The organism is Achromobacter marplatensis (assembly GCF_002209535.1).
In the GTDB taxonomy this organism is placed as follows: Bacteria; Pseudomonadota; Gammaproteobacteria; order Burkholderiales; family Burkholderiaceae_B; genus Achromobacter; species Achromobacter marplatensis.
In genome coordinates this window covers 34,522-53,257 of record NZ_NJIG01000026.1, presented here as the reverse complement: position 1 = coordinate 53,257, position 18,736 = coordinate 34,522, and the positions used below count along the sequence as shown (strand labels likewise).

At 66.2% G+C, this 18,736-nt stretch carries 18 protein-coding genes; 6 read left to right on the top strand and 12 right to left on the bottom strand.

The window, feature by feature from the left end:
* Window positions 1–665: 665 nt before the first annotated feature.
* The 10 genes from CEY09_RS30065 to CEY09_RS30020 form a co-directional block, all read right to left on the bottom strand.
* The gene (locus CEY09_RS30065; RefSeq protein WP_088591412.1) at window positions 666–3,242 is read right to left on the bottom strand and encodes a sensor domain-containing protein; all 2,577 of its coding nucleotides are present in this window, start codon (window positions 3,240–3,242) and stop codon (window positions 666–668) included.
* A gap of 39 nt (window positions 3,243–3,281) precedes the next feature.
* Window positions 3,282–4,079, bottom strand: a complete 798-nt coding sequence (gene siaD / locus CEY09_RS30060; protein ID WP_088591409.1) for a biofilm regulation diguanylate cyclase SiaD — start codon at window positions 4,077–4,079, stop codon at window positions 3,282–3,284.
* Entirely contained in the window at window positions 4,076–4,453 is a 378-nt protein-coding gene (siaC, locus tag CEY09_RS30055) for a biofilm regulation phosphoprotein SiaC (protein ID WP_006228045.1), read from the bottom strand. The genes siaD and siaC overlap by 4 nt, the downstream gene beginning before the upstream one ends.
* Window positions 4,454–4,493: 40 nt before the next feature.
* A complete protein-coding gene (siaB, locus tag CEY09_RS30050; RefSeq protein ID WP_006228044.1) occupies window positions 4,494–5,033 on the bottom strand; it encodes a biofilm regulation protein kinase SiaB in 540 nt (179 codons plus the stop codon).
* Between the two features lie 22 nt (window positions 5,034–5,055).
* The gene (gene siaA / locus CEY09_RS30045; protein WP_208625084.1) at window positions 5,056–7,044 is read right to left on the bottom strand and encodes a biofilm regulation protein phosphatase SiaA; all 1,989 of its coding nucleotides are present in this window, start codon (window positions 7,042–7,044) and stop codon (window positions 5,056–5,058) included.
* Window positions 7,045–7,274: 230 nt separating this feature from the next.
* A complete protein-coding gene (locus tag CEY09_RS30040; protein WP_088591408.1) occupies window positions 7,275–7,979 on the bottom strand; it encodes an ABC transporter ATP-binding protein in 705 nt (234 codons plus the stop codon).
* The gene (locus tag CEY09_RS30035) at window positions 7,979–8,755 is read right to left on the bottom strand and encodes an ABC transporter ATP-binding protein (protein ID WP_006228040.1); all 777 of its coding nucleotides are present in this window, start codon (window positions 8,753–8,755) and stop codon (window positions 7,979–7,981) included. The genes CEY09_RS30040 and CEY09_RS30035 overlap by 1 nt, the downstream gene beginning before the upstream one ends.
* On the bottom strand, window positions 8,752–9,714 hold the full coding sequence (locus tag CEY09_RS30030) for a branched-chain amino acid ABC transporter permease (RefSeq protein ID WP_088591407.1): 963 nt from the start codon (window positions 9,712–9,714) through the stop codon (window positions 8,752–8,754). Before CEY09_RS30030 ends, CEY09_RS30035 begins: the two co-directional genes overlap by 4 nt.
* Window positions 9,715–9,716: 2 nt before the next feature.
* Window positions 9,717–10,637 carry a branched-chain amino acid ABC transporter permease gene (locus CEY09_RS30025; RefSeq protein WP_006228038.1) on the bottom strand — a complete coding sequence of 307 codons (921 nt, stop codon included), beginning with the start codon at window positions 10,635–10,637 and terminating at the stop codon, window positions 9,717–9,719.
* A 202-nt stretch (window positions 10,638–10,839) separates the two neighbouring features.
* Entirely contained in the window at window positions 10,840–12,003 is a 1,164-nt protein-coding gene (locus CEY09_RS30020) for an ABC transporter substrate-binding protein (RefSeq protein ID WP_088591406.1), read from the bottom strand.
* Between the two features lie 282 nt (window positions 12,004–12,285).
* Between CEY09_RS30020 and CEY09_RS32420 the strand changes: the two genes are divergently transcribed.
* The 6 genes from CEY09_RS32420 to CEY09_RS29990 all read left to right on the top strand — a co-directional run bounded on the left by CEY09_RS32420 (window position 12,286) and on the right by CEY09_RS29990 (window position 17,221).
* The gene (locus tag CEY09_RS32420; RefSeq protein WP_088591405.1) at window positions 12,286–12,474 is read left to right on the top strand and encodes a hypothetical protein; all 189 of its coding nucleotides are present in this window, start codon (window positions 12,286–12,288) and stop codon (window positions 12,472–12,474) included.
* Entirely contained in the window at window positions 12,467–12,961 is a 495-nt protein-coding gene (locus CEY09_RS30010) for a MarR family winged helix-turn-helix transcriptional regulator (RefSeq protein ID WP_006228035.1), read from the top strand. Before CEY09_RS32420 ends, CEY09_RS30010 begins: the two co-directional genes overlap by 8 nt.
* A 54-nt stretch (window positions 12,962–13,015) precedes the next feature.
* A complete protein-coding gene (locus tag CEY09_RS30005; protein WP_088591404.1) occupies window positions 13,016–14,056 on the top strand; it encodes a hypothetical protein in 1,041 nt (346 codons plus the stop codon).
* Between the two features lie 110 nt (window positions 14,057–14,166).
* Window positions 14,167–15,393: a bifunctional glutamate N-acetyltransferase/amino-acid acetyltransferase ArgJ gene (argJ, locus tag CEY09_RS30000; protein ID WP_088591403.1), complete on the top strand. Its 1,227-nt coding sequence runs from the start codon at window positions 14,167–14,169 to the stop codon at window positions 15,391–15,393.
* Window positions 15,394–15,399: 6 nt separating this feature from the next.
* A complete protein-coding gene (locus CEY09_RS29995) occupies window positions 15,400–16,266 on the top strand; it encodes an ATP-binding protein (RefSeq protein ID WP_088591402.1) in 867 nt (288 codons plus the stop codon).
* Window positions 16,259–17,221 carry a Nudix family hydrolase gene (locus CEY09_RS29990; RefSeq protein ID WP_088591401.1) on the top strand — a complete coding sequence of 321 codons (963 nt, stop codon included), beginning with the start codon at window positions 16,259–16,261 and terminating at the stop codon, window positions 17,219–17,221. Before CEY09_RS29995 ends, CEY09_RS29990 begins: the two co-directional genes overlap by 8 nt.
* Window positions 17,222–17,278: 57 nt before the next feature.
* Here the strand turns inward: CEY09_RS29990 and CEY09_RS29985 are convergent, their stop codons facing one another.
* Together CEY09_RS29985 and CEY09_RS29980 are read right to left on the bottom strand one after the other, a co-directional pair.
* Window positions 17,279–18,019 (bottom strand): branched-chain amino acid ABC transporter ATP-binding protein, encoded by a 741-nt coding sequence (locus CEY09_RS29985; RefSeq protein WP_006228030.1) that lies wholly within the window; start codon window positions 18,017–18,019, stop codon window positions 17,279–17,281.
* A gap of 1 nt (window position 18,020) precedes the next feature.
* Window positions 18,021–18,728: an ABC transporter ATP-binding protein gene (locus CEY09_RS29980; RefSeq protein WP_088591400.1), complete on the bottom strand. Its 708-nt coding sequence runs from the start codon at window positions 18,726–18,728 to the stop codon at window positions 18,021–18,023.
* Between the last annotated feature and the right edge of the window lie 8 nt (window positions 18,729–18,736).

The following is an 18,736-nucleotide window of genomic DNA, read 5'->3' as shown; positions in this document are numbered from 1 at the left end:
GGGGCCCGCCGATTGGCGCCGCCCGGGCGGCGCCAATCGGCATACGCGTCTGGTGTCGTTGGGGGGGTGGTCGCTTGCGCGCGGGTGGGAGGGGCGAAGGGTTCGTCATTCGTAGGATGGGTGGAGCGCGGCAGATCCACCATTAGGATGATGACGCCTGTCGCGCGTAACCCATCTGGTGGCATGCATGGATGATGGGTTACGTGCGGCATACATTCGCGTGCCTATGCCGACCGGTACGCACTCCACCCATCCTACGGAGCACGGACAGACACGTACGGGCCAAGCACCTCAAAACCCAAACCGCATCCTCACGACGCAAGACGACGCGTAAGCTCCCCGAGGCCGCCCGCGCGGCCGGCCGGGAGCGGGCCCCGCAAGGTCCTCCACCATCCAAACACCGGTGGAGAGAACCCTAAGCAAACCACCCTCCCCAGCTGACGCGAAATTTCAACTGACAGAGCCCGGGGCGACGGTGGCCTGCGGGGCGCGGGGCGTCGATAAGCCCGAGGGAATCTGAAGGCAGTTGCCGCAGGCAACAACGAAGATGACAACGGGGCAGTCCGGAGCGAAGGCTCCGGACCGCAATCGTTGACCCGCGCCCCGCAGGCCATCGTCGCCCCGGGCGTCTTAAGAACCCACGCCCGCGACAACACAAAACGCCGTCAAGCTCTCCCCCGAAGCCACTCCTCCAATTCCTTAGCCGGCAACGGCGGCGAAAACAGAAACCCCTGTCCCGCCGCACACCCCTGCTCGATCAAGAACCGCCGCTGTTCCTCATTCTCGACGCCTTCGGCTACCACCGGCAGGCTCAAGCTCTCTCCGATCCGAATGACGGCGCTCGTCAACGCCCGCGCCGCATCATCGCTTTCCAAACCCTGGACAAAGCTGCGATCCAGCTTCAATTCGTCCACGATCAGGCGCCGCAAATGCCCCAGGCTGGAATACCCCGTCCCGAAGTCGTCCATCGACAAACGCACGCCCAGGCGATGCAGTTCGGCAATGGTCCGCAACGTGCCGGCGGTAGCGTCCAGGACCACGCCTTCGGTTATCTCCAGCATCAGGTCGGCAGGCGCCAGGCCGAATTCGGCCAGCGTGGCTGCAATCATCCTGGGCAGGTTCAGGTTGTGGAAATTCGTGGCCGACAGGTTCACCGAAACCGACGGCACCTTCAATCCGTTGTTGCGCCACGTCGCCAACTGCGAGCACGCCTCGCGCAGCGCCCAGTCGCCCAGGTCGCCGATCAGCCCGCACTCTTCGGCCAGCGGCACGAAACGCACCGGCGAAATATCGCCGAGCGTCGGGTGGCGCCAGCGGGCCAGCGCTTCCACCCCGTACAGGCTGCCGTTCTTCAGGCCGACCTGCGGCTGGTAGTGCAGGCGCAGCGCCTTGGCTTCCAGCGCGTCGCGCAGAGCCGCTTCCAGCGCCAGGCGTTCTTGCGCCTGGCGGTTCATTTCCGCGCTGAAGAAAGAGATCCGGTTTCGTCCCGCCGTCTTGGCCTGGTACATCGCCATGTCGGCATGGCGCAGCAACGTATCCATGTCGCGGCCGTTTTCCGGGAACACGCTGATGCCGATGCTGACCGACGGGTTCAGGGTGATGCCGCCCACCGAGAACGGCTGGGCCAGCGCCACCAGGATGTGTTCGGCGGCGGCCGTCAGCCGGCCGTGCTCGAAGTCCGGCATCATCATCACGAACTCGTCGCCGGACAGCCGGCCGACGATGTCGGTGGCCCGCGCCAGGCGGCGCAAGCGCTGGGCCACGTCGCGCAGCAAGGCGTCGCCGATGGGATGGCCCAGGGTGTCGTTGACCTGCTTGAAGCGATCCAGGTCCAGGAACAGCACCGCCACGCGCTTGCGTTCCGGTTCGGCGCGCGCCAGGGCCTGCTCGGCCTGGGCCAGCAGCAGGTTGCGGTTCGGCAGGCCGGTCAGTTCATCGTAGAACGCCAGTTGGCGGATGCGGGCGCGGGCTTCTTCACGTTCCAGCGCCAGCGCGCACAGGTAGACGCACACATCCACCAGGCGATGGTGGAAGTCGTCGGGCAGGCGGCGTTCGCGGAAGTAGAAGCCGAACGTGCCGATCACGCGCCCGTCGCTGGATTTGATGGGCGAAGACCAGCAGGCCTTGATGTCGTCGGGCAGCGGCAGGTGGCGGTAATCGTCCCACAGGGGGTCGGTGGCGATATCGGGCACGATGACGGGGCGGCCCAAAAACGCGGAAGTGCCGCAGGCGCCCGATTGCGGGCCGATCTTCACGCCGTCCAGCGCATCGCTGTAGGCGGGCGGCATGCTCGGGGCCGCCAGCGGGCGCAGGTGGCCGGTGTCATCCACGCGCAGCACGGTGGCGGCCACTTCGGGCGCCAGGCGCTCGACTTCGCGGCACACCATGTTCATGACCTCGACCACCGAGGCCTCATTCACCATCGCCTGCAGCACGCGGCGCTGCAGGACTTCGTGCACCTTGGTGGGGGTGATGTCGGTCAGCACGTCCACGATGTTGACGAGCGTGCCCCGGTCGTCGAAGACCGAGTTGGCCATGACCGACACCCATAGCGGCTTGCCGCAGCGGTCGTAGACCAGCACGTCCTTGTGGTAGCCCTCGCGGCAGGCGATGCGGCGGTCCAGTTCTTCGCGGGTGCCGCCGTCGGGCCGGCCGCCGGCCAGCAGTTCGCCCAGTTCCTGGTGCACGGCATCGCCCCGGCCGAAGCCGAGCATGCGCTGGAAGCCGTCATTCACATAGACGATGCGGCCATCGCTGCCGGACACGGCAACGGCGTTGCCGGTTTCGTTGATGCCCAGCAGCAGCAGGCGGATCTCTTCCTGGCGCTCGGCATCGGCAATCGACTTGCGCGAGATGACCGAAATGCGCACGACCTCGCCATCATCGTCCTTCAACGGCAGATAAGTGGCCTCGATCCATAACGACCCGCCGTCCTTCTTGCGGTAGCGGCAGGTGCCCGAAAAATGGTCGCCCTGGAGCAGCCGGGCCCAGATGCGTTCTCCGCTGGCGATGCCCTTGCCTTCGTCCATGCTGTCGCACAGCCTGTCGTGGCGCAGCGCCAGGGCCTCCTCCAGGGTGTACCCCGCGGCAGCCAGGAAATTGGCGTTGGCGTTCGACAGCGAGCCGCTCGCATCGAAATCGAACAGCAGCAGCGCCCGATTCATCGACGTCAGGTAATTGCCCGCATGCCACGCGGCGCCCTGGGGGCCCGCGCTCGAAACGCCTACATGAGTATCAAGCATAAGGGGCTCCATGCCGGAATACAGCTGTTCCGGTTTCATTCAGCGCTTTGGAAAACCAAGCGCGACGCGGTCTCGTCCGTCCTGCTTGGCCAGGTACAGCGCCTGGTCCGCACGACTGAGCGTTTCCGAGAAGGTCTCTCCCAACTGGTGATGCGCCATGCCGATACTGACCGTCAACCGCAATACCTCGTCGCCCGCCGCCACCGCCAGCCCGCGCACCGCGCCGACGAGCCTGTCCATGACGCCCTGGGCGGCTTCGGGCGGCGTGTGGGGCAGCAGCACCAGGAATTCCTCGCCGCCCCAACGTCCGCACAAATCGTATTCGCGCAGGCTCTCGCGCATCACACCAGCCAACTCGACCAGCGCGCGGTCGCCCGTCTCGTGACCATAGCGGTCGTTGACCGCCTTGAAATGGTCTACGTCCAGCATGGCGACGACAAAGCTTTCGCCGCTGCGCGAGGCGCGCTCGACTTCCTGCTTGATCATTTCCATCAGGGCGCGACGGTTCAGCAGGCTGGTCAGCGGATCGCGGCTGGAGGTTTCTTCCAGCGCCGCGTTCAGGTCGCGCATCATGTTCTGGTAGTGGTCGGAAATCCGTGCGATGCGGGTCAATCGGCGCAATTGCCGGTCGAATTGGTCGCACAGGCCCAGTTCGCGCTCGTGCGCCATGGACTGGTAGGCATCCGACAACTGGGTCACGCGTTCAATACGCGCCATCTGCTCGGCCGTATGCCGCCACAGCGCCTCGAGCGCTTCGCGCAGCGGATGGCCTTCATAGGCGGGGTCCGCCAGCAGTTCGGTGATGCGTCGATCCAGCTCGGCGGCGCCCGGTTTCATTCGCGGCCAACCACCGAGAACGGAAAAGTGCAGTCTTCCTTGAATTCCTCGGCCAGTTCGCCGACGCGTTCATTGCGCTTGTCGTAGAACCAGGTCACGCTGACCTGACGGCCTTTGCCGTGGGCCGCTTCGAGGACGTCGAAGATGTCCATGACGGACTTGATGCTGCTGGTGTTCAGATACAGCAGTTCCAGTTCCAGGCTCAGCGGGGCGGTCGTGCCCAGCAGATACGCCTCGACCCACTCGATCACGGGGCCGAACAGTTCGAAGGAATTCTCGGGATAGGAGTCGCCGCGCATCGCCAGCACGCCGGCGGCGGCATCGGCGGTGATGGCGGGCGTGGACTGCGTCCCGGGAATGTTCAGATCTTTCATCAAATACTCCGAAAATAATTCTTGAATGCCTGCGGAGCCCTCAGATCACTACGCTCAGGCTGAAGAACGCCTGTCCTTCCTGCGCAGCGGGCGTCAGGCTGGCCTCCAGCGGGGCGCCGGCGCGCCGGGCGATATCGATCAGCCCCAGACCCGCGCCCGAGGCCACGCCTTGGGTGCGCGGCTTGTGCAGCTGCGTCTTGTATTCGGCCTTCAGGGCCGCCTTGTCCAGCGCGGCCAGTTCCTGGATCCGGGCGACCAGCGCATGGCCGTCATCGGACTTGACCAGATTGCCCGCCGACACCACGTAGCGGCTTTCATCGCGGCGGCCGATCACGACGGTGGCCGAGGCCTCGGCGTCTCCGTTGGCGGCAGCGTACTGGCGGATGTTCTGGATCATCTCGATGTACACCGAGAACACGTCCATCGCTTCGGCCGGGCGCACATGTTCGGCGTTCAGGTAATTCTTGAGCGCGTTGCCGATTTCCTCGATCAGGCTGCGGGAGATCGGCCCGTTGAAGCACAGCAGGGTGCGGTTCTGATTGAACCGTTCGCCCAGCGCGTAGAGATCGGAGGCATTCATAGCGGTACCGCCCTGATAACGTTTATTCGAAACGGAAAGACAGCAAGGTGATGTCGTCACGCTGGGGACGGCCACCCTGATATTCGGCCAGCGCTTGCGTAAAGGCGGCGGCCTGTTCAGTTAACGGCTGCCGCGCGTGTCTCTTGAGCATATCCGCGAAACGCGTGTTGCCGAACCCGAATCCGTGCTCGCCGCCCGCCTGGTCCAGAAAGCCGTCGGTGGCCAGGTAATAGGTCCAGCCCGGCTCCATCTGCAGCTCGATATTCTCGTAGACCCCGGCGCGTTTGTCGCCCAGCGCACGCCGGCCGCCGGGGATCTCGCGCAAGGTATCGCCATCGCTGGCGTACAGGCTGATCTTCGCGCCCGCATACCGCAGCCGTCCGGTCTGGCGGTCAATATATACCAGGCCTGCATCGGTGTTGGTGGCCAGCGCCCGGGGCAATTGCGCATCCGCAAGCATGGCGCGGATGGCGGCGTCGGTGCGGGTCAGCACGCCCGCGGGATCGCCGGGTCCGACCTCGGTGATCGCCAGGTCGATGGCGGCGCGCGCCAGCATGGTCATCAGCGCACCCGGCACGCCGTGGCCCGCGCAGTCCATGATGCCCAAGAGGCAATTGACGCCGTCCGAGCGGAAGACATAGAAGTCGCCGCCCACCACGTCGCGCGGCTTCCACAGCACGAAGTGGTGAGCGCCCAGGGACTGCGTCAGTTGGCGGTCCGGCAGGATGGCGCGCTGGATCAGGCTGGCGTAGTCAATGGAGTCGCCGATCTTCTTGTGCGCGGCGGCCATGGCGCGGTTGGCGTCTTCCAGTTCGGAGGTGCGTTCGCGCACCTTCGTTTCCAGTTCGGCCGTGTGCTGGCGAACCTTGTCGGCCATGACGCCGAAGGCGCGGCTCAGGTCGCCGATCTCGTCTTGGCCACCCGGGGGTAGGCGCACGTCGTAGCTGCCGTCCGCGATGGCGCGGGCCGACTGCTGCAGGCGGCGCAAGGGGCGCAGCATCAGCCGTTCAATGGCGTAGCCGAAGCACAGCAGCATGGCGGCAAACAGCACCGCCAGGCCGATGGCCGCCGGCCAGAGCCAGCCGGTGTCCAGCACGCGGGCTGCCCCCAGGTCTACGACCGTCAGCACATGCCAGTGCAGCTCGGGCATGTAGGCCACGGACATCAACTGGCGCGCCCCGTCCATCTTCACCCAGGCGGATTGCACCGACTGCGGATCGGCCTGGGCCGCGTGCATGGCCGAGCGCAGCTCGTCCCGCCCCGGGCCGTCGTCCAGCAGATTGAACACCCTGCCCCGGCCGTCGGCCGCGCCGCTCGCGCCCGAGTTGTAGGCGATGAGGCTCGCGTCCATGTGCGCCTGGATGGCGCCTTCTTCGTCCACGATGATGGGCGTGACGCCGGGCTGGCCGCTGTTGACGAAGTCGCGCAGGAAACCGCCCACGTCCAGGCCGGCGCCGGTCAGGCCGACGACCTTGTCGCCATCGCGCACCTGCACGTTGATCCAGACCTTGGTGGTCTTGAGCTTTAAGTCGGGGTTGACGTTGATGTTGTATTTGGCCGGCGACTTCAGCGTGGCGTAGAACCAGCCGTCGTCCGCCGCGCCGGGGCTGAGCGTGTAGCGCGGCGCTTCGGACAGCGGCTGGTCGTCGTTGAAGTAGTAGTGCCCGCTGGCGGCGCTGGCGATGAAGTAGGCCCGGCCCAGCAGATCGCGGCGGTAGCCGTCGGCTTCGCGGAAGAAGAGCTCGCGGGCGGCCGGATCGCTTTCATTGCGCAGCCAACGGCGAGTGACTTCACTGTCGGCCAGGCGCTGGGACAGGGCCAGTTCGCGCGACACCGGCGCCAGGATGCGTTGCCGGTTCAGTTGCGTGAAGTTGTCGGCGAATGCTCGCCCGAAGTGGTCTTTGACCCCATCCAGCACCAGCCAGCCGATCACGGCGGCGGACGCCAAGGCGATCACGCATGCCAACAGCAGCGCCATCAATGATTTTTTGCGCAAACCCCATTTCGCCATGCGAAGTCTTCCTGACAGCTTGATAAGACGTGACGTGCGTACCCGCCCTGAAGGCACGATAGGGGTCAGGCGCGCTAAGTGTAGAGAACAGCGGGGTCAAATGAAACAGGCGCAAACGTCTGGATGCGTTCCAGACACCTTAAGTTTCAGCTCAGCAATGTAAATACGGGTTTATTGCGTTTTATATCGTATTTTTTACGAGTGACCCCGCGGGCGATGCGGCTTTATTACTACACGCCCAGATAGCGTTCCCATAGGCCGCGGTCAGCATCCAGCGCCCGCGAGTCGCCCGTCCACACGACTTTGCCGCGCTCCAGGATGACATGCTGGTCCGCCAGGCTCAGCAACCTTTCGACATATTTGTCGATGACGAGGATGGTCTGCCCCGCCTGGCGCAGGCGCGCCAGGCAATTCCAGATTTCTTCGCGGATCTTGGGCGCCAGGCCTTCAGTGGCCTCGTCCAGGATCAGCAGCCGCGGATTGGTCACTAGCGCCCGGCCGATGGCCAGCATCTGCTGTTCGCCGCCCGAGAGCTGGTTGCCCATGTTGCGGGCGCGTTCAGCCAACCGGGGGAACAGCTCGAAAACGCGTTCCGGCGTCCAGGGTTCGCCGATATCGGGGTTTCGCGCGGCGACGAAGGCGGTCAGGTGCTCGCGCACCGTCAGGTTGGGAAAGCACTGCCGTCCTTCCGGCACGATGGCCACGCCTGCGCGGGCAATGCGGTCAGGGCTCCAGCCGCTGATGTCCTGCCCCGCGAAATGGATCTTGCCGCCGCGCAGCGGCAATTGCCCGAACAGGGTGCGCAGCAGCGTGGTCTTGCCCATGCCGTTGCGGCCCAGCAAGGTCACGACCTGCCCCGCGCCGATCTGCAGGTCTACGCCGAACAGAACCTGGCTGGCGCCATAGCCGCTCTGGGCCGATTCGATGGTGAGCATCACGCGGTCTCCTCGTCGCCCAGGTAGGCTTGCCGCACTTCCGGGTTGGCGCGGATCTCGTCGGGGGTGCCGGTCGCGATGACGCGGCCATACACCAGCACCGACAGGCGGTCGGCCAGGCGGAACACCGCCTGCATATCGTGTTCGACCAGCAACATGGCGGCCCGGCCCCGCAGGGTTTCGATCAATTCGGTCAATCGGACGGTTTCGTCCGGCCCCATGCCCGCCATGGGCTCGTCCAGCAGCAGGACGCTGGGCCGGGCGGCCAGCGCCAGCGCGAACTCCACCTTACGCTGCTCGCCGTGCGGCAAGGTGCCCGCCGGGCGGTCCAGCAGGCTGGCGTCGATGGCGCATTCCCGGGCCAGTTCGCGCGCCTGTTCATATAGCGCAGATTCGGCCGCGCGCGGTTTCCAGAATCGGAAGCTGCTGCCCGCGTGCGCCTGCACCGCCAGCACCAGGTTGTCCAGCACGCTGGACTGCTTGAAGATATTGGTGATCTGGTAGGACCGCGACAGCCCGGCCGACACGCGCTGATGCGCATTCATGCCAGTGACGTCGCGCCCGCCCACGGTCAGCGTGCCGGAATCGGCCGCCAGCGTGCCGGACAGCAGGTGGATCAGCGTGGACTTGCCGGCGCCGTTGGGGCCGATCAAGGCGTGGATCTCGCCCGGGTTCAGGGACAGCGACACATTGTCGGTGGCGACCAGCGCGCCGAAACGGCGGACTAGCCCGGTCGCCTGCAACGCAGGCGCGGTGGCGTTGATAGACGGATTCATGATCCCACCTTGCCGGATTGGGCCGCGGCGCGTCCGCCGAACAACGGGCCGAACAGGCCCACCAGGCCACGCGGCGCGCCGAACACCACGCACAGCAGCAGCACGCCCAGCGGCAGATGCCAGTATTCGGTCCACAGGCGCAGCACTTCTTCCAGCGTCAGCATCACGACCGCGCCGGCAACACCGCCCCAGCGCAGGCCGATACCCCCCACCAGCACCATGATCAGCAAGTTGGCCGACTGCGTCCAATGCATCAGGCTGGGCGAGATGAACAAGTTGTGGTTGGCCAGCAGGGCGCCAGCCAGGCCGGCCGCCGCCCCGCTCAAGGTAAAGGCCGCCAGCTTGATGCGGTAGACCGGGTAGCCCATGGATTCCATGCGCGACTCGTTCTCGCGGATGCCTTGCAGGGCCGTGCCGAAGCGCGAGGACACCACGCGGCTGAACCCCCACATGAGCAGCGCGAACAACACCAGCACCAGGTAATAGAAGCTGACGTCATGGGACAGGTCGATGCCCGGCAGCGTGGAATAGCCCGGCAGGTTCAACCCGTCTTCGCCGCCGTATTGGCGCAGCGAGATAAAGATGTAGAACAGCATCTGCGCGAACGCCAGCGTAATCATGATGAAGTACACGCCGCGGGTGCGCAGCGAAATCGCCCCCGTAATGGCCGCCAGCACGCCTGCCAGCAGCATCGCCACCGGCCAGACGATCAGCGCCGACGTGACGCCCGACATCGCCAGGATGCCGACCGCGTAGGCGCCCGCGCCAAAAAACGCGGCATGCCCCAGCGCCACCATGCCGCCATAGCCCAGGATCAAGTTGAGACTGGTCGCGGCCAGCGCGTAGATCAGCACGCGCCGCACGAATGAAATGTAGAAGTCCAGGCCAAGCGCCGGCGCCACCAGCGGAAACACCGCCAGCGCCGCCAGAAGGACCACGGTCCAGATGGTGGTTCTCATCGTCAACCCCGCGCCGGAAACAGGCCGGAGGGCCGGAACACCAGCACAGCCGCCATCAATACGTAAATGGCGATGGCGGCCAACGTCGGACCGACGCTGGAGGCCACAGCCGGAGAAAAAACCTGGCGCAGCAGCATGGGCAGGAAGGCCCGCCCTGCGGTGTCCACCATGCCCACCAGCAGCGCGCCGACGAAGGCGCCGCGGATCGAGCCGATCCCGCCGATCACGATGCACACCAGCACCAGGATCAGGATTTCTTCGCCCATGCCCACCTGCACCGACGTGATCGGCCCCAGCAGGGCCCCGGCGACGGCGGCCAGCATGGCGCCCAGCACGAAGACGCCCAGGAACAGCAGCGGCACGCGCACGCCCATCAGCGTCGCCATCTGACGGTTGGAGGCGCCGGCCCGCACCAGCACGCCCGCGCGGGTGCGCGTCACGAACCAGTACAGCCCCGCGGCGGCGGCCACGCCGAACACGATGATCATCAGGCGATAGGCGGGATAGAGCAGGTCCGGCAGCAGGCGCACCGGGCCGGACAGCACGGCCGGCATGTTGAGCATGACGGGGGCCGGGCCCCAGATCATCTTGACGAGATCATTGGCGATCAGGATGACGGCGTAGGTGCCCAGCACCTGCGCCAGGTGATCGCGCAGCGCCAGGCGGCGGATCAGCGTCAGTTCCAGCGCCACGCCAACCACGCCGGTCGCCACGGCAGCCACCAGGACGGCGGCGGTGAATGAGCCGGTGCGCTGCATGGTTTCAGCGGCAACATAGGCGCCGGCCATGTAGAGCGAGCCGTGAGCCAGATTCATGATGTCCATGATGCCGAACACCAGGGTCAGCCCGGCCGCGATCAAAAACAACATCAACCCAAACTGAAGACCGTTCAGCAATTGCTCGACGATCAGCGTAAACGTCATGAACACTACCCCCTGCCGCAAATCGCCGATGGCGTCGCTCGCGGCCAAATCACCAAACCACCTGGTTATGCCTCACGCGGCCCACCCTGCGCAGCCCACGAAACGTGCCCGCCCGAGCGGGGTCGCGCGGAGCCGGCTTCGCCGGTCCGCAGCGACGCCCCCTAGAGGGGGAAGCGCGCAGCGCGTCGGGGGTGGACTCCCCCTACAGCTTGCAGTCGCCTACGTAGACGTCCTGGTACTTGTCGAACACCTTGCCCACCAGCTTGTTGGTGATGCGGCCGCTGCCGTCCTTGTCGACAACGCGCAGGTAGTAGGCCTGGATCGGGTAGTGGTTCTTGCCGTAGGTGAAGCTGCCCCGCACCGACGGGTAGTCGGCTTTTTCCAGCGCGCGGATGACGGCCTCGCGGTCGGAGGCCTTGCCGCCGGCCTGCTTGACCGCGGCATCCATGGCCATGATGACGTCATAGGCCTGGGCGGCGTACACGGACGGGTAGCGGCCGTTGTATTCCTTGCGGAAGGCGTCCACGAAGATCTTGTTCTGCGGCACGTCCAGGTCATGCGCCCATTGCGCCGTGTTGTACATGCCCAGCATGGGGTCGCCCACGGCCTGGATCACGTCTTCGTCGGCCGAGAAACCCGGGCCGATCAGCTTGACGCTTTGCGACAGGCCGGCCGACACGAACTGCTTGACGAAGTTGATGCCCATGCCGCCCGGCAGGAAGATATAGACGGCGTCCGGCTTGGCGGCGCGAATCTGCGCGATCTCGGCGGCGTAGTCGATCTGGCCCAGCTTGGTGTAGACCTCGTCGCCCGGGGCGGTCTTGTAGCCGCGCTTGAAGCCGGTCAGCGCGTCTTTGCCCGCCGGGTAGTCCGGAGCCATGATGAACATCTTCTTGAAGCCGCGATCCGCCGCGACCTTGCCGGCCGCTTCGTGGAAGGCGTCGTTCTGGTAGGAAGTGCCGAACCAGTAGTTGTTGCACTGGGCGCCGGCGAACTGGCTGGGGCCGGGGTTGTTCGACAGGTAGGGCACCTTGGCCGCGAACAGCGCGGGGCCGACGGCCAGCGCCACGTTCGAGCCGATGGGACCGGTGAAGAAATCGATCTTGTCGCGCTGGATGTAGCGGGTGACGAGTTGGCGGGCCTGGTCGGGGTTGCCGCCCATGTCGGTCTGCACGAATTCGGCGGGCTGTCCGCCCAGCTTGCTGCCCAGTTGCTTGATGGCCAGGTTGAAGCCGTCTCGGGCTTCGGCGCCCAGCGCCGAGAACGGCCCGGAGATGTCGTTGGCGATGCCGACCTTGACGGGGTCTGCCATGGCCACGGCCGGCACCAGCGCGGCGACGGCGATAAGGGAAGTGATCAAACGCATGGTGGTGTGCTCCGTGCGCGAGCCCGCGCAGAGGGTGTTCTTATAGAGGGTGCGATTCGAATGACTTCTGTGCCCGGCCTGCCGGCGCCATTGCGCCGCCGTCAAACTGGCTTGCAAAGATATTGCTTGCTACGCCACGATCCCGTTGTGAGAGCATAGGGAAAACTGGCGCGGTTCATAGTTTAGGTTTAAAGTATTCTCCAAAACAAGACTAGGGTTTTTACCAAAGGGTTTTTACTAGGCCAGTCAATAGCCGGCCTGATAACACTGAAATCTACCGCCATGGTTACCCTCTACCGCCACGTTGACCGCGCAGACTTGGACGTCCACCACAACGCACACGCGACAGTACCCGACATCGTGCTGACGCTCAACGCCTCCCCCAGCCCGCTGACCCGCGCCCTCTTCAAGCAGATGGGTCTGGCGCCCGCTTCCTCACGCATTCCCGGTATCCTCCCTAGCCATGACTGACGCTCCCGACCTGGAATCCCGCGCCGCGCCCGATGACCACCACGCGCTGCGCCTGTGGCTGCGCATGCTGACCTGCGCCAATCTCATCGAAGGCGAGATCCGCAGCCGCCTGCGCAACGACTTCGACACCACGTTGCCTCGCTTCGACCTGATGGCGCAGTTGCAACGCGCCCCCAAGGGCATGAAGATGGGCGACCTGTCGCGCCACATGATGGTCACCAACGGCAATATCACCGGCATCACCGACCAGTTGGAAAAAGAAGGCCTGGTCGTGCGCACCAAGGTGGAATCCGACCGCCGCAGTTCGCTGATCAAACTGACGCCGCAGGGCAAGAAGACCTTTGCCCGCATGGCGCGCGCCCACGAGTCCTGGGTCAAGTCCATGTTCGGCGACCTGCCCGAATCCACCCGCAACGCGCTGTTCCAGGCCCTGGGCGAACTCAAGCTGCAGGTGGTGGCCACCCGCTCCGAGTCCGCCAAGAGCTAGACGCTGCGCCGAGGGCGCTGAAATCCGCGCCCGGTTTGGCGCATAATTGCCGCCATGATTCCGGTTTCCCTTCCTGGCGGTAATTTCTATGTGCTGATGGCGGCCTCGCTGGCCTGCCTCGCCACGTTGCTGACCTGGCTGGCCGTCCTGGCCACCACGCGCAACGCGCGGCTCTGGCTGGGCGAGCACCGGCGCACCGGCACCGCGCTGATGGCCTTCCTCGCGCTGATCGGCGCCATCTTTCCCTACCAGCAGTTCAGCCTGTGGTTCGCCGCCCAGCGCGACGCCCAGGCCGACGCCGGCCGCAAGACGACGCTGGCCCACGCCGCCCGCCTGGCCGGCGTGGACATGCCGGCAGGCACCGTGCTCAGCCTGACCCGGCCGGGCGAACTGGCCTCGTTCGACCGCGCCGTGTTTCCCCAGACCCAGCCCGCCCCCATCCTGGGCGTGGCCGCCACCCAACTGTTTCGCTACCCCGCCACGCCCAAGCAGCCCGAGACCCTGTCGGCCGAGATTGCCCGCGACCAGGCGCAGGAAGGCTGGCTGTGCGCGCACGGCCACCGGATCGAATTCGTGATGCAGGGCGGTCAGCCCCGATTCGCGAGCTGCCACCTTGCCATCGGCAACACGCTGGACCAGCAGCCGGTACCCCCGGGAGCCTGGCTGAAGGTCGACGAGGCGGCACGCGGCACGGCGCCGGATGCGGCCGGCTCCACGGCGCGCTGGCTGCTGCGCACCGAAGGCAGCGAAGCCCTGACCCTGCGCCAGATGCCGCTGCTCAAAGTGGACATGCACCTGGACGGCCAACGCCGCATCCTGGATTTCGAAGGCCTGCTGGCGCGCGAGACCGTGCTGGGCGCCATGACCTACCCGCCCGGCACCCGCGTGCTGGCCGCGAACCCGCGCCTGCCCGGCGCCCAGCCGGGCGACCTGCTGTTTTCGCCGTCGCGCGGCCGTTCGGCGCGGCGCACCGGCGGCGAAGACGTCGCAGCTGGACTGTCGGTACTGCAAGCCCCGGACGGCACCGTGCGCAGCGTGCTCAGCAACCGCGAGGCCGGAGTGCTGGACGTGGCCGCCATGCGGATGGCCCCCTGACCGGCGCCTGACAAACCCCTGCCGCAAACCGGTGGGATAATACGAAACTTTCCCCCGCGCGCCGCCTTGCCTGGCGGCGATTCCGTCCTGCCCATTCAAGAGACGAAGTCATGGCCGTTAATTTGCAGATCCCCTCCGAGTCCGAAATTTTTCCTGTTGCCGGCATTGAAATCGGCGTCACCGAGGCCGGCATCCGCAAAGCCAACCGGCGCGACCTGACCGTCTTCCGCCTGGCCGAAGGCACGAGCGTGGCCGGCGTGTTCACGCGCAACCGCTTCTGCGCCGCGCCCGTGCAGGTCTGCCAGGCCCACCTGGCCGCCGGCGGCCCCATCAGCGCGCTGGTCATCAACACCGGCAACGCCAACGCCGGCACCGGCGAAGAAGGCCTGAAGAAGGCCAACGACACCTGCGCCGCGCTGGGCAAGCTGCTGGGCGTGCCGGCCACCGAGATCTTGCCGTTCTCCACCGGCGTCATCCTCGAGCCGCTGCCGCTGGACCGCCTGGTCGCCGGCCTGCCGGGCGCCATCGCCGACCTGGCGGCCGACCACTGGTCCAGCGCCGCCCACGGCATCATGACGACCGACACGCTGCCGAAGATCTCGTCGGCCAAGGTGCAGATCGACGGCAAGACCGTGACCTTCACCGGCATCAGCAAGGGCGCGGGCATGATCCGCCCCAACATGGCCACGATGCTCAGCTTCCTGGCAACCGACGCCGGCATCGCCCAGCCGCTGCTGCGCCGCCTGGCCGTGGAAATCGCCGACGCCTCGTTCAACCGCATCACGGTCGACGGCGACACGTCCACCAACGATTCCTTCATCATCGCCGCCACCGGCAAGTCGGGCGTGAACGTCAATAGCGAGTCCGACGCCGCCTACGCCGCCGTGCGCCAGGCCCTGACCGCCGCCGCGCTGGAGCTGGCCACGAAGATCGTGCGTGATGCCGAAGGCGCCACCAAGTTCATGACCATCCGCGTCGAAGAGGCCGGCACTACCGAGGAAGCGCTGAAGGTCGCCTACGCGGTCGCGCATTCGCCGCTGGTCAAGACCGCCTTCTTCGCGTCGGACCCCAACCTGGGCCGCATCCTGGCCGCGATCGGCTACGCCGGCATCGACGACCTGGACGTGTCCAACATCCGCCTGTGGCTGGACGACGTGCTGGTGGCCAAGAACGGCGGCCGCAACCCCGACTACCAGGAAGCCGACGGCCAGCGCGTGATGAAGCAGGCCGAGATCTCGGTGCGCATCGCGCTGGGCCGCGGCGACGTCAGCGACACGGTCTACACCTGCGACTTCTCGCACGAGTACGTGACCATCAACGCCGACTACCGTTCCTGATCCATCATGAGCGCAAGCGAATTCACCACCCTGATCCAGCGCGCCGAGCGCGTGCTGGCGCAGCTTGAAGCCTTCCTGCCCCCGGCCACGCCCGAAATCGACTGGAGCGCGCACGCATTCCGCTGGCGCAAGCGCGGCTCGCGCGGCTGGCTGGACGCGGTGCGCCACGTGGCCCGCATCGACATGCAGGACCTTCAGCACATCGAACGCCAGAAGGCCACCATCGACCGCAACACCGTCCAGTTCCTCGAGCACAAGCCGGCCAACAACGTGCTGATGACCGGCGCCCGCGGCACCGGCAAGAGCTCGCTGGTCAAGGCCATGCTGGCCGCCTACGGCGACCGCGGGCTGCGCCTGATCGAAGTAGACAAGTCCGACCTGGGCGACCTGGCCGACATCGTCGAGCTCGTCGCCTCGCGCCCCGAACGCTTCATCGTGTTCTGCGACGACCTGTCGTTCGAGGAAGGCGAGCCCGGCTACAAGGCCCTGAAGTCCGTGCTGGACGGCTCGGTGTCCGCCTCGGGCGACAACGTGCTGATCTACGCCACGTCCAACCGGCGCCACCTGATGCCGGAATACATGAGCGAGAACCTGCAGGCCAAGCACCAGCCCGATGGCGAAATCCATCCGGGCGAAACCGTCGAAGAAAAGATCTCGCTGTCCGAGCGCTTCGGCCTGTGGCTGTCGTTCTACCCCTTCAAGCAGGACGACTACCTGGACATCGTCTACCACTGGCTGCGCGAGCTGGGCTGCCCGGAGGCGCACATCGAGCCTTCGCGCACCGAAGCGCTGCAATGGACGATCGAACGCGGTTCGCGTTCGGGCCGCGTGGCCTACCAGTTTGCGCGCGATTGGGCGGCCCGCCATGTCTGAGAAGATCGTCGACGTCGCCGCCGGCCTGATCCTGCGCGCCGACGGCATGCTGCTGCTGGGCCAGCGGCCCGAAGGCAAGCCATGGTCGGGCTGGTGGGAACTGCCGGGCGGCAAGCTGGAGCCGGGTGAAACCGTGCTGCAAGCGCTGGCCCGTGAATTGCAGGAAGAAATCGGCATCCGCGTCACGCAGTCGCGCCAGTGGGTCACCTACGTGCACGTCTACCCGCACACGACGGTCCGCCTGGCCTTCTGCCATGTCACCGGCTGGGAAGGCGAACCGCAAAGCCTGGAGAACCAGCGCCTGGAATGGGTGGATCCGGCCAACGCGGCTTCGGTGGGCGATCTGCTGCCCGCCACCCTGCCCCCGCTGCGCTGGCTGCAGCTGCCCACCACCTATGGCATCAGTTCGATCGGTTCGCGCGCAGGCGTGGCCGCCTTCCTGGGTCGCCTGGAAGCCGCGCTTGCGCGCGGCGTGAAGCTCGTGCAGTTTCGGGAACCGCAGTGGCCGGATGGCGCGGGCGCAAGCTCGCTGCATGAGGTGCTGCAACAGGTGGTCAAGCGCTGCCGCGCTGCCGGCGCCCGCGTGCTGGTCAACAGCGCGCACCCTGCCGCCTGGTGGAAGGAAGCTGACGGCGTACATCTGCGCACGGCGGACGCGGCGCGCCTGACCGCCCGCCCCGAATTGCCCAAGAACGCGCTGGTCGGCGTGTCGGCGCACGACAATGCCCAGGTCGTCCATGCCCGCGACCTTGGCGCTGACTTCGCGGTGCTGGGTCCCGTACTGGACACGCCCAGCCACCCTGGCGCGCAGACGCTGGGCTGGGAAGGCTTCGTGCAAGGCAACCGCGATGCCGGCATTCCGGTCTTCGCGCTGGGCGGGCAATCCACCCAGACCGTATCGCAGGCGCTGTGCCATGGCGCGCATGGCATTGCCGGGATACGCGGCGTCCTCTGACGCCTGCCCCGCCGGGGTGCGCCCCGGCGGGCTCCTGTCGACGCGTCAGTCGACGCCTCAATCGATCTTGTAGTCCATCCATGAGGCGACCATCTCGCGCAGGCCGCCCTCTTCCTCGAACGCCTCGCGCGAGCCTTCCGCCTTGTTGCGTCCCAGTTCCAGGATGTACATGTAGTCGGACACCTCGGCGCAGCGTCGCACGTTCTGGTCCACCAGCACCACCGTCATGCCCTCGTCCGCGAAGCCCCGGATCAGCGCGTAGATTTCCTTGGAGATCTTGGGCGCCAGCATCGCCGTGGGCTCGTCCAGCAGGATCACCGACGGCTCGATCAGCAGGGCGCGTCCGAATTCCACGAACCGCTGCTGTCCGCCGCTCATGCTGGAGACGGGGTCGTTGCGCTTTTGCGCCAGGATGGGGAAACGGTCATAGACCGAGTCGATCCGCTGGCGCACCCGTGCCTTGTCGCCGCGGAACGGCCAGCAGCCCAGCAGCAGGTTGTCGTGCACGGACAGGTCGCCGAACAGGCTGCGGTGCTGCGGCACGAACGCCACGCCGTGGCTGGCGCGCTCATGCGAGGGCTGCGCGCTGATGTCCTTGCCCCGCAGCGTGATGCGCCCGGTGCGCGGCGGCAGAAAGCCGAACAGGGTCTTGAGCACCGTGGACTTGCCGGCGCCGTTGGGGCCGATCACACCGGTGACCTTGCCTGCGCGCGCCTGGACGTTGATGCGGTTCAGGATCGTGATGTCGCCGTGATAGGCCACGGTCACGTCTTCCAGCGCAAGGATGGCGGTGCTCATGTCAGGCTCCCAGATAGGCTTCGACCACCCGCGGGTCGGCGCGCACGTGATCGGCGTTGCCCTGGCTCAGGATGGCGCCTTCGTTCATGACGATGATGTGGTGGGACAGCTGGTAGATGGAGGTCAGGTCGTGCGAGACCAGCACCACCGAACAATCGTGCTCGGTGGGCAGTTCGCGGATCACCGAGATCAGCAGCTGCGCCAGCGCGGGATTCACCCCGGCGAACGGTTCGTCCAGCAGCACGACTTTCGGCCGCGCGACCATGATGCGCGCCAGTTCCACGAGCTTTTGCTGTCCGCCCGACAATTCTTCGGCGTAGTTGTGCCGCAGTCGGTGCAGCTCGACCTTGTGCAGCCAGTATTCGGATTGCGCGTAGCGCTCGTCCGCGCTGCGGCCCGCTTGCTGCTGCGCCACGTCCAGGTTGTCCAGCAGGCTGAGCTGGCGGAAGATGCGCGGCACCTGGAAGGTGCGGCCCACGCCCAACCGGGCCACTTCATGGACCTGCCACCCGCCGATCTCGCGGCCGTCCAGTTCGATGCGGCCTTCGTCCGGCGTGTAGATGCCGTTGATGCAGTTGAGCATCGTGGTCTTGCCTGAGCCGTTCATGCCGATGATGCCCAGGATGGACCCCTTGGGCACCTCCAGGTCCACGCCCTGCAACGCCACCAGGCCGCCAAAGCGCTTCTTGAGATTCGTGACTTTCAACATGCGTCCGT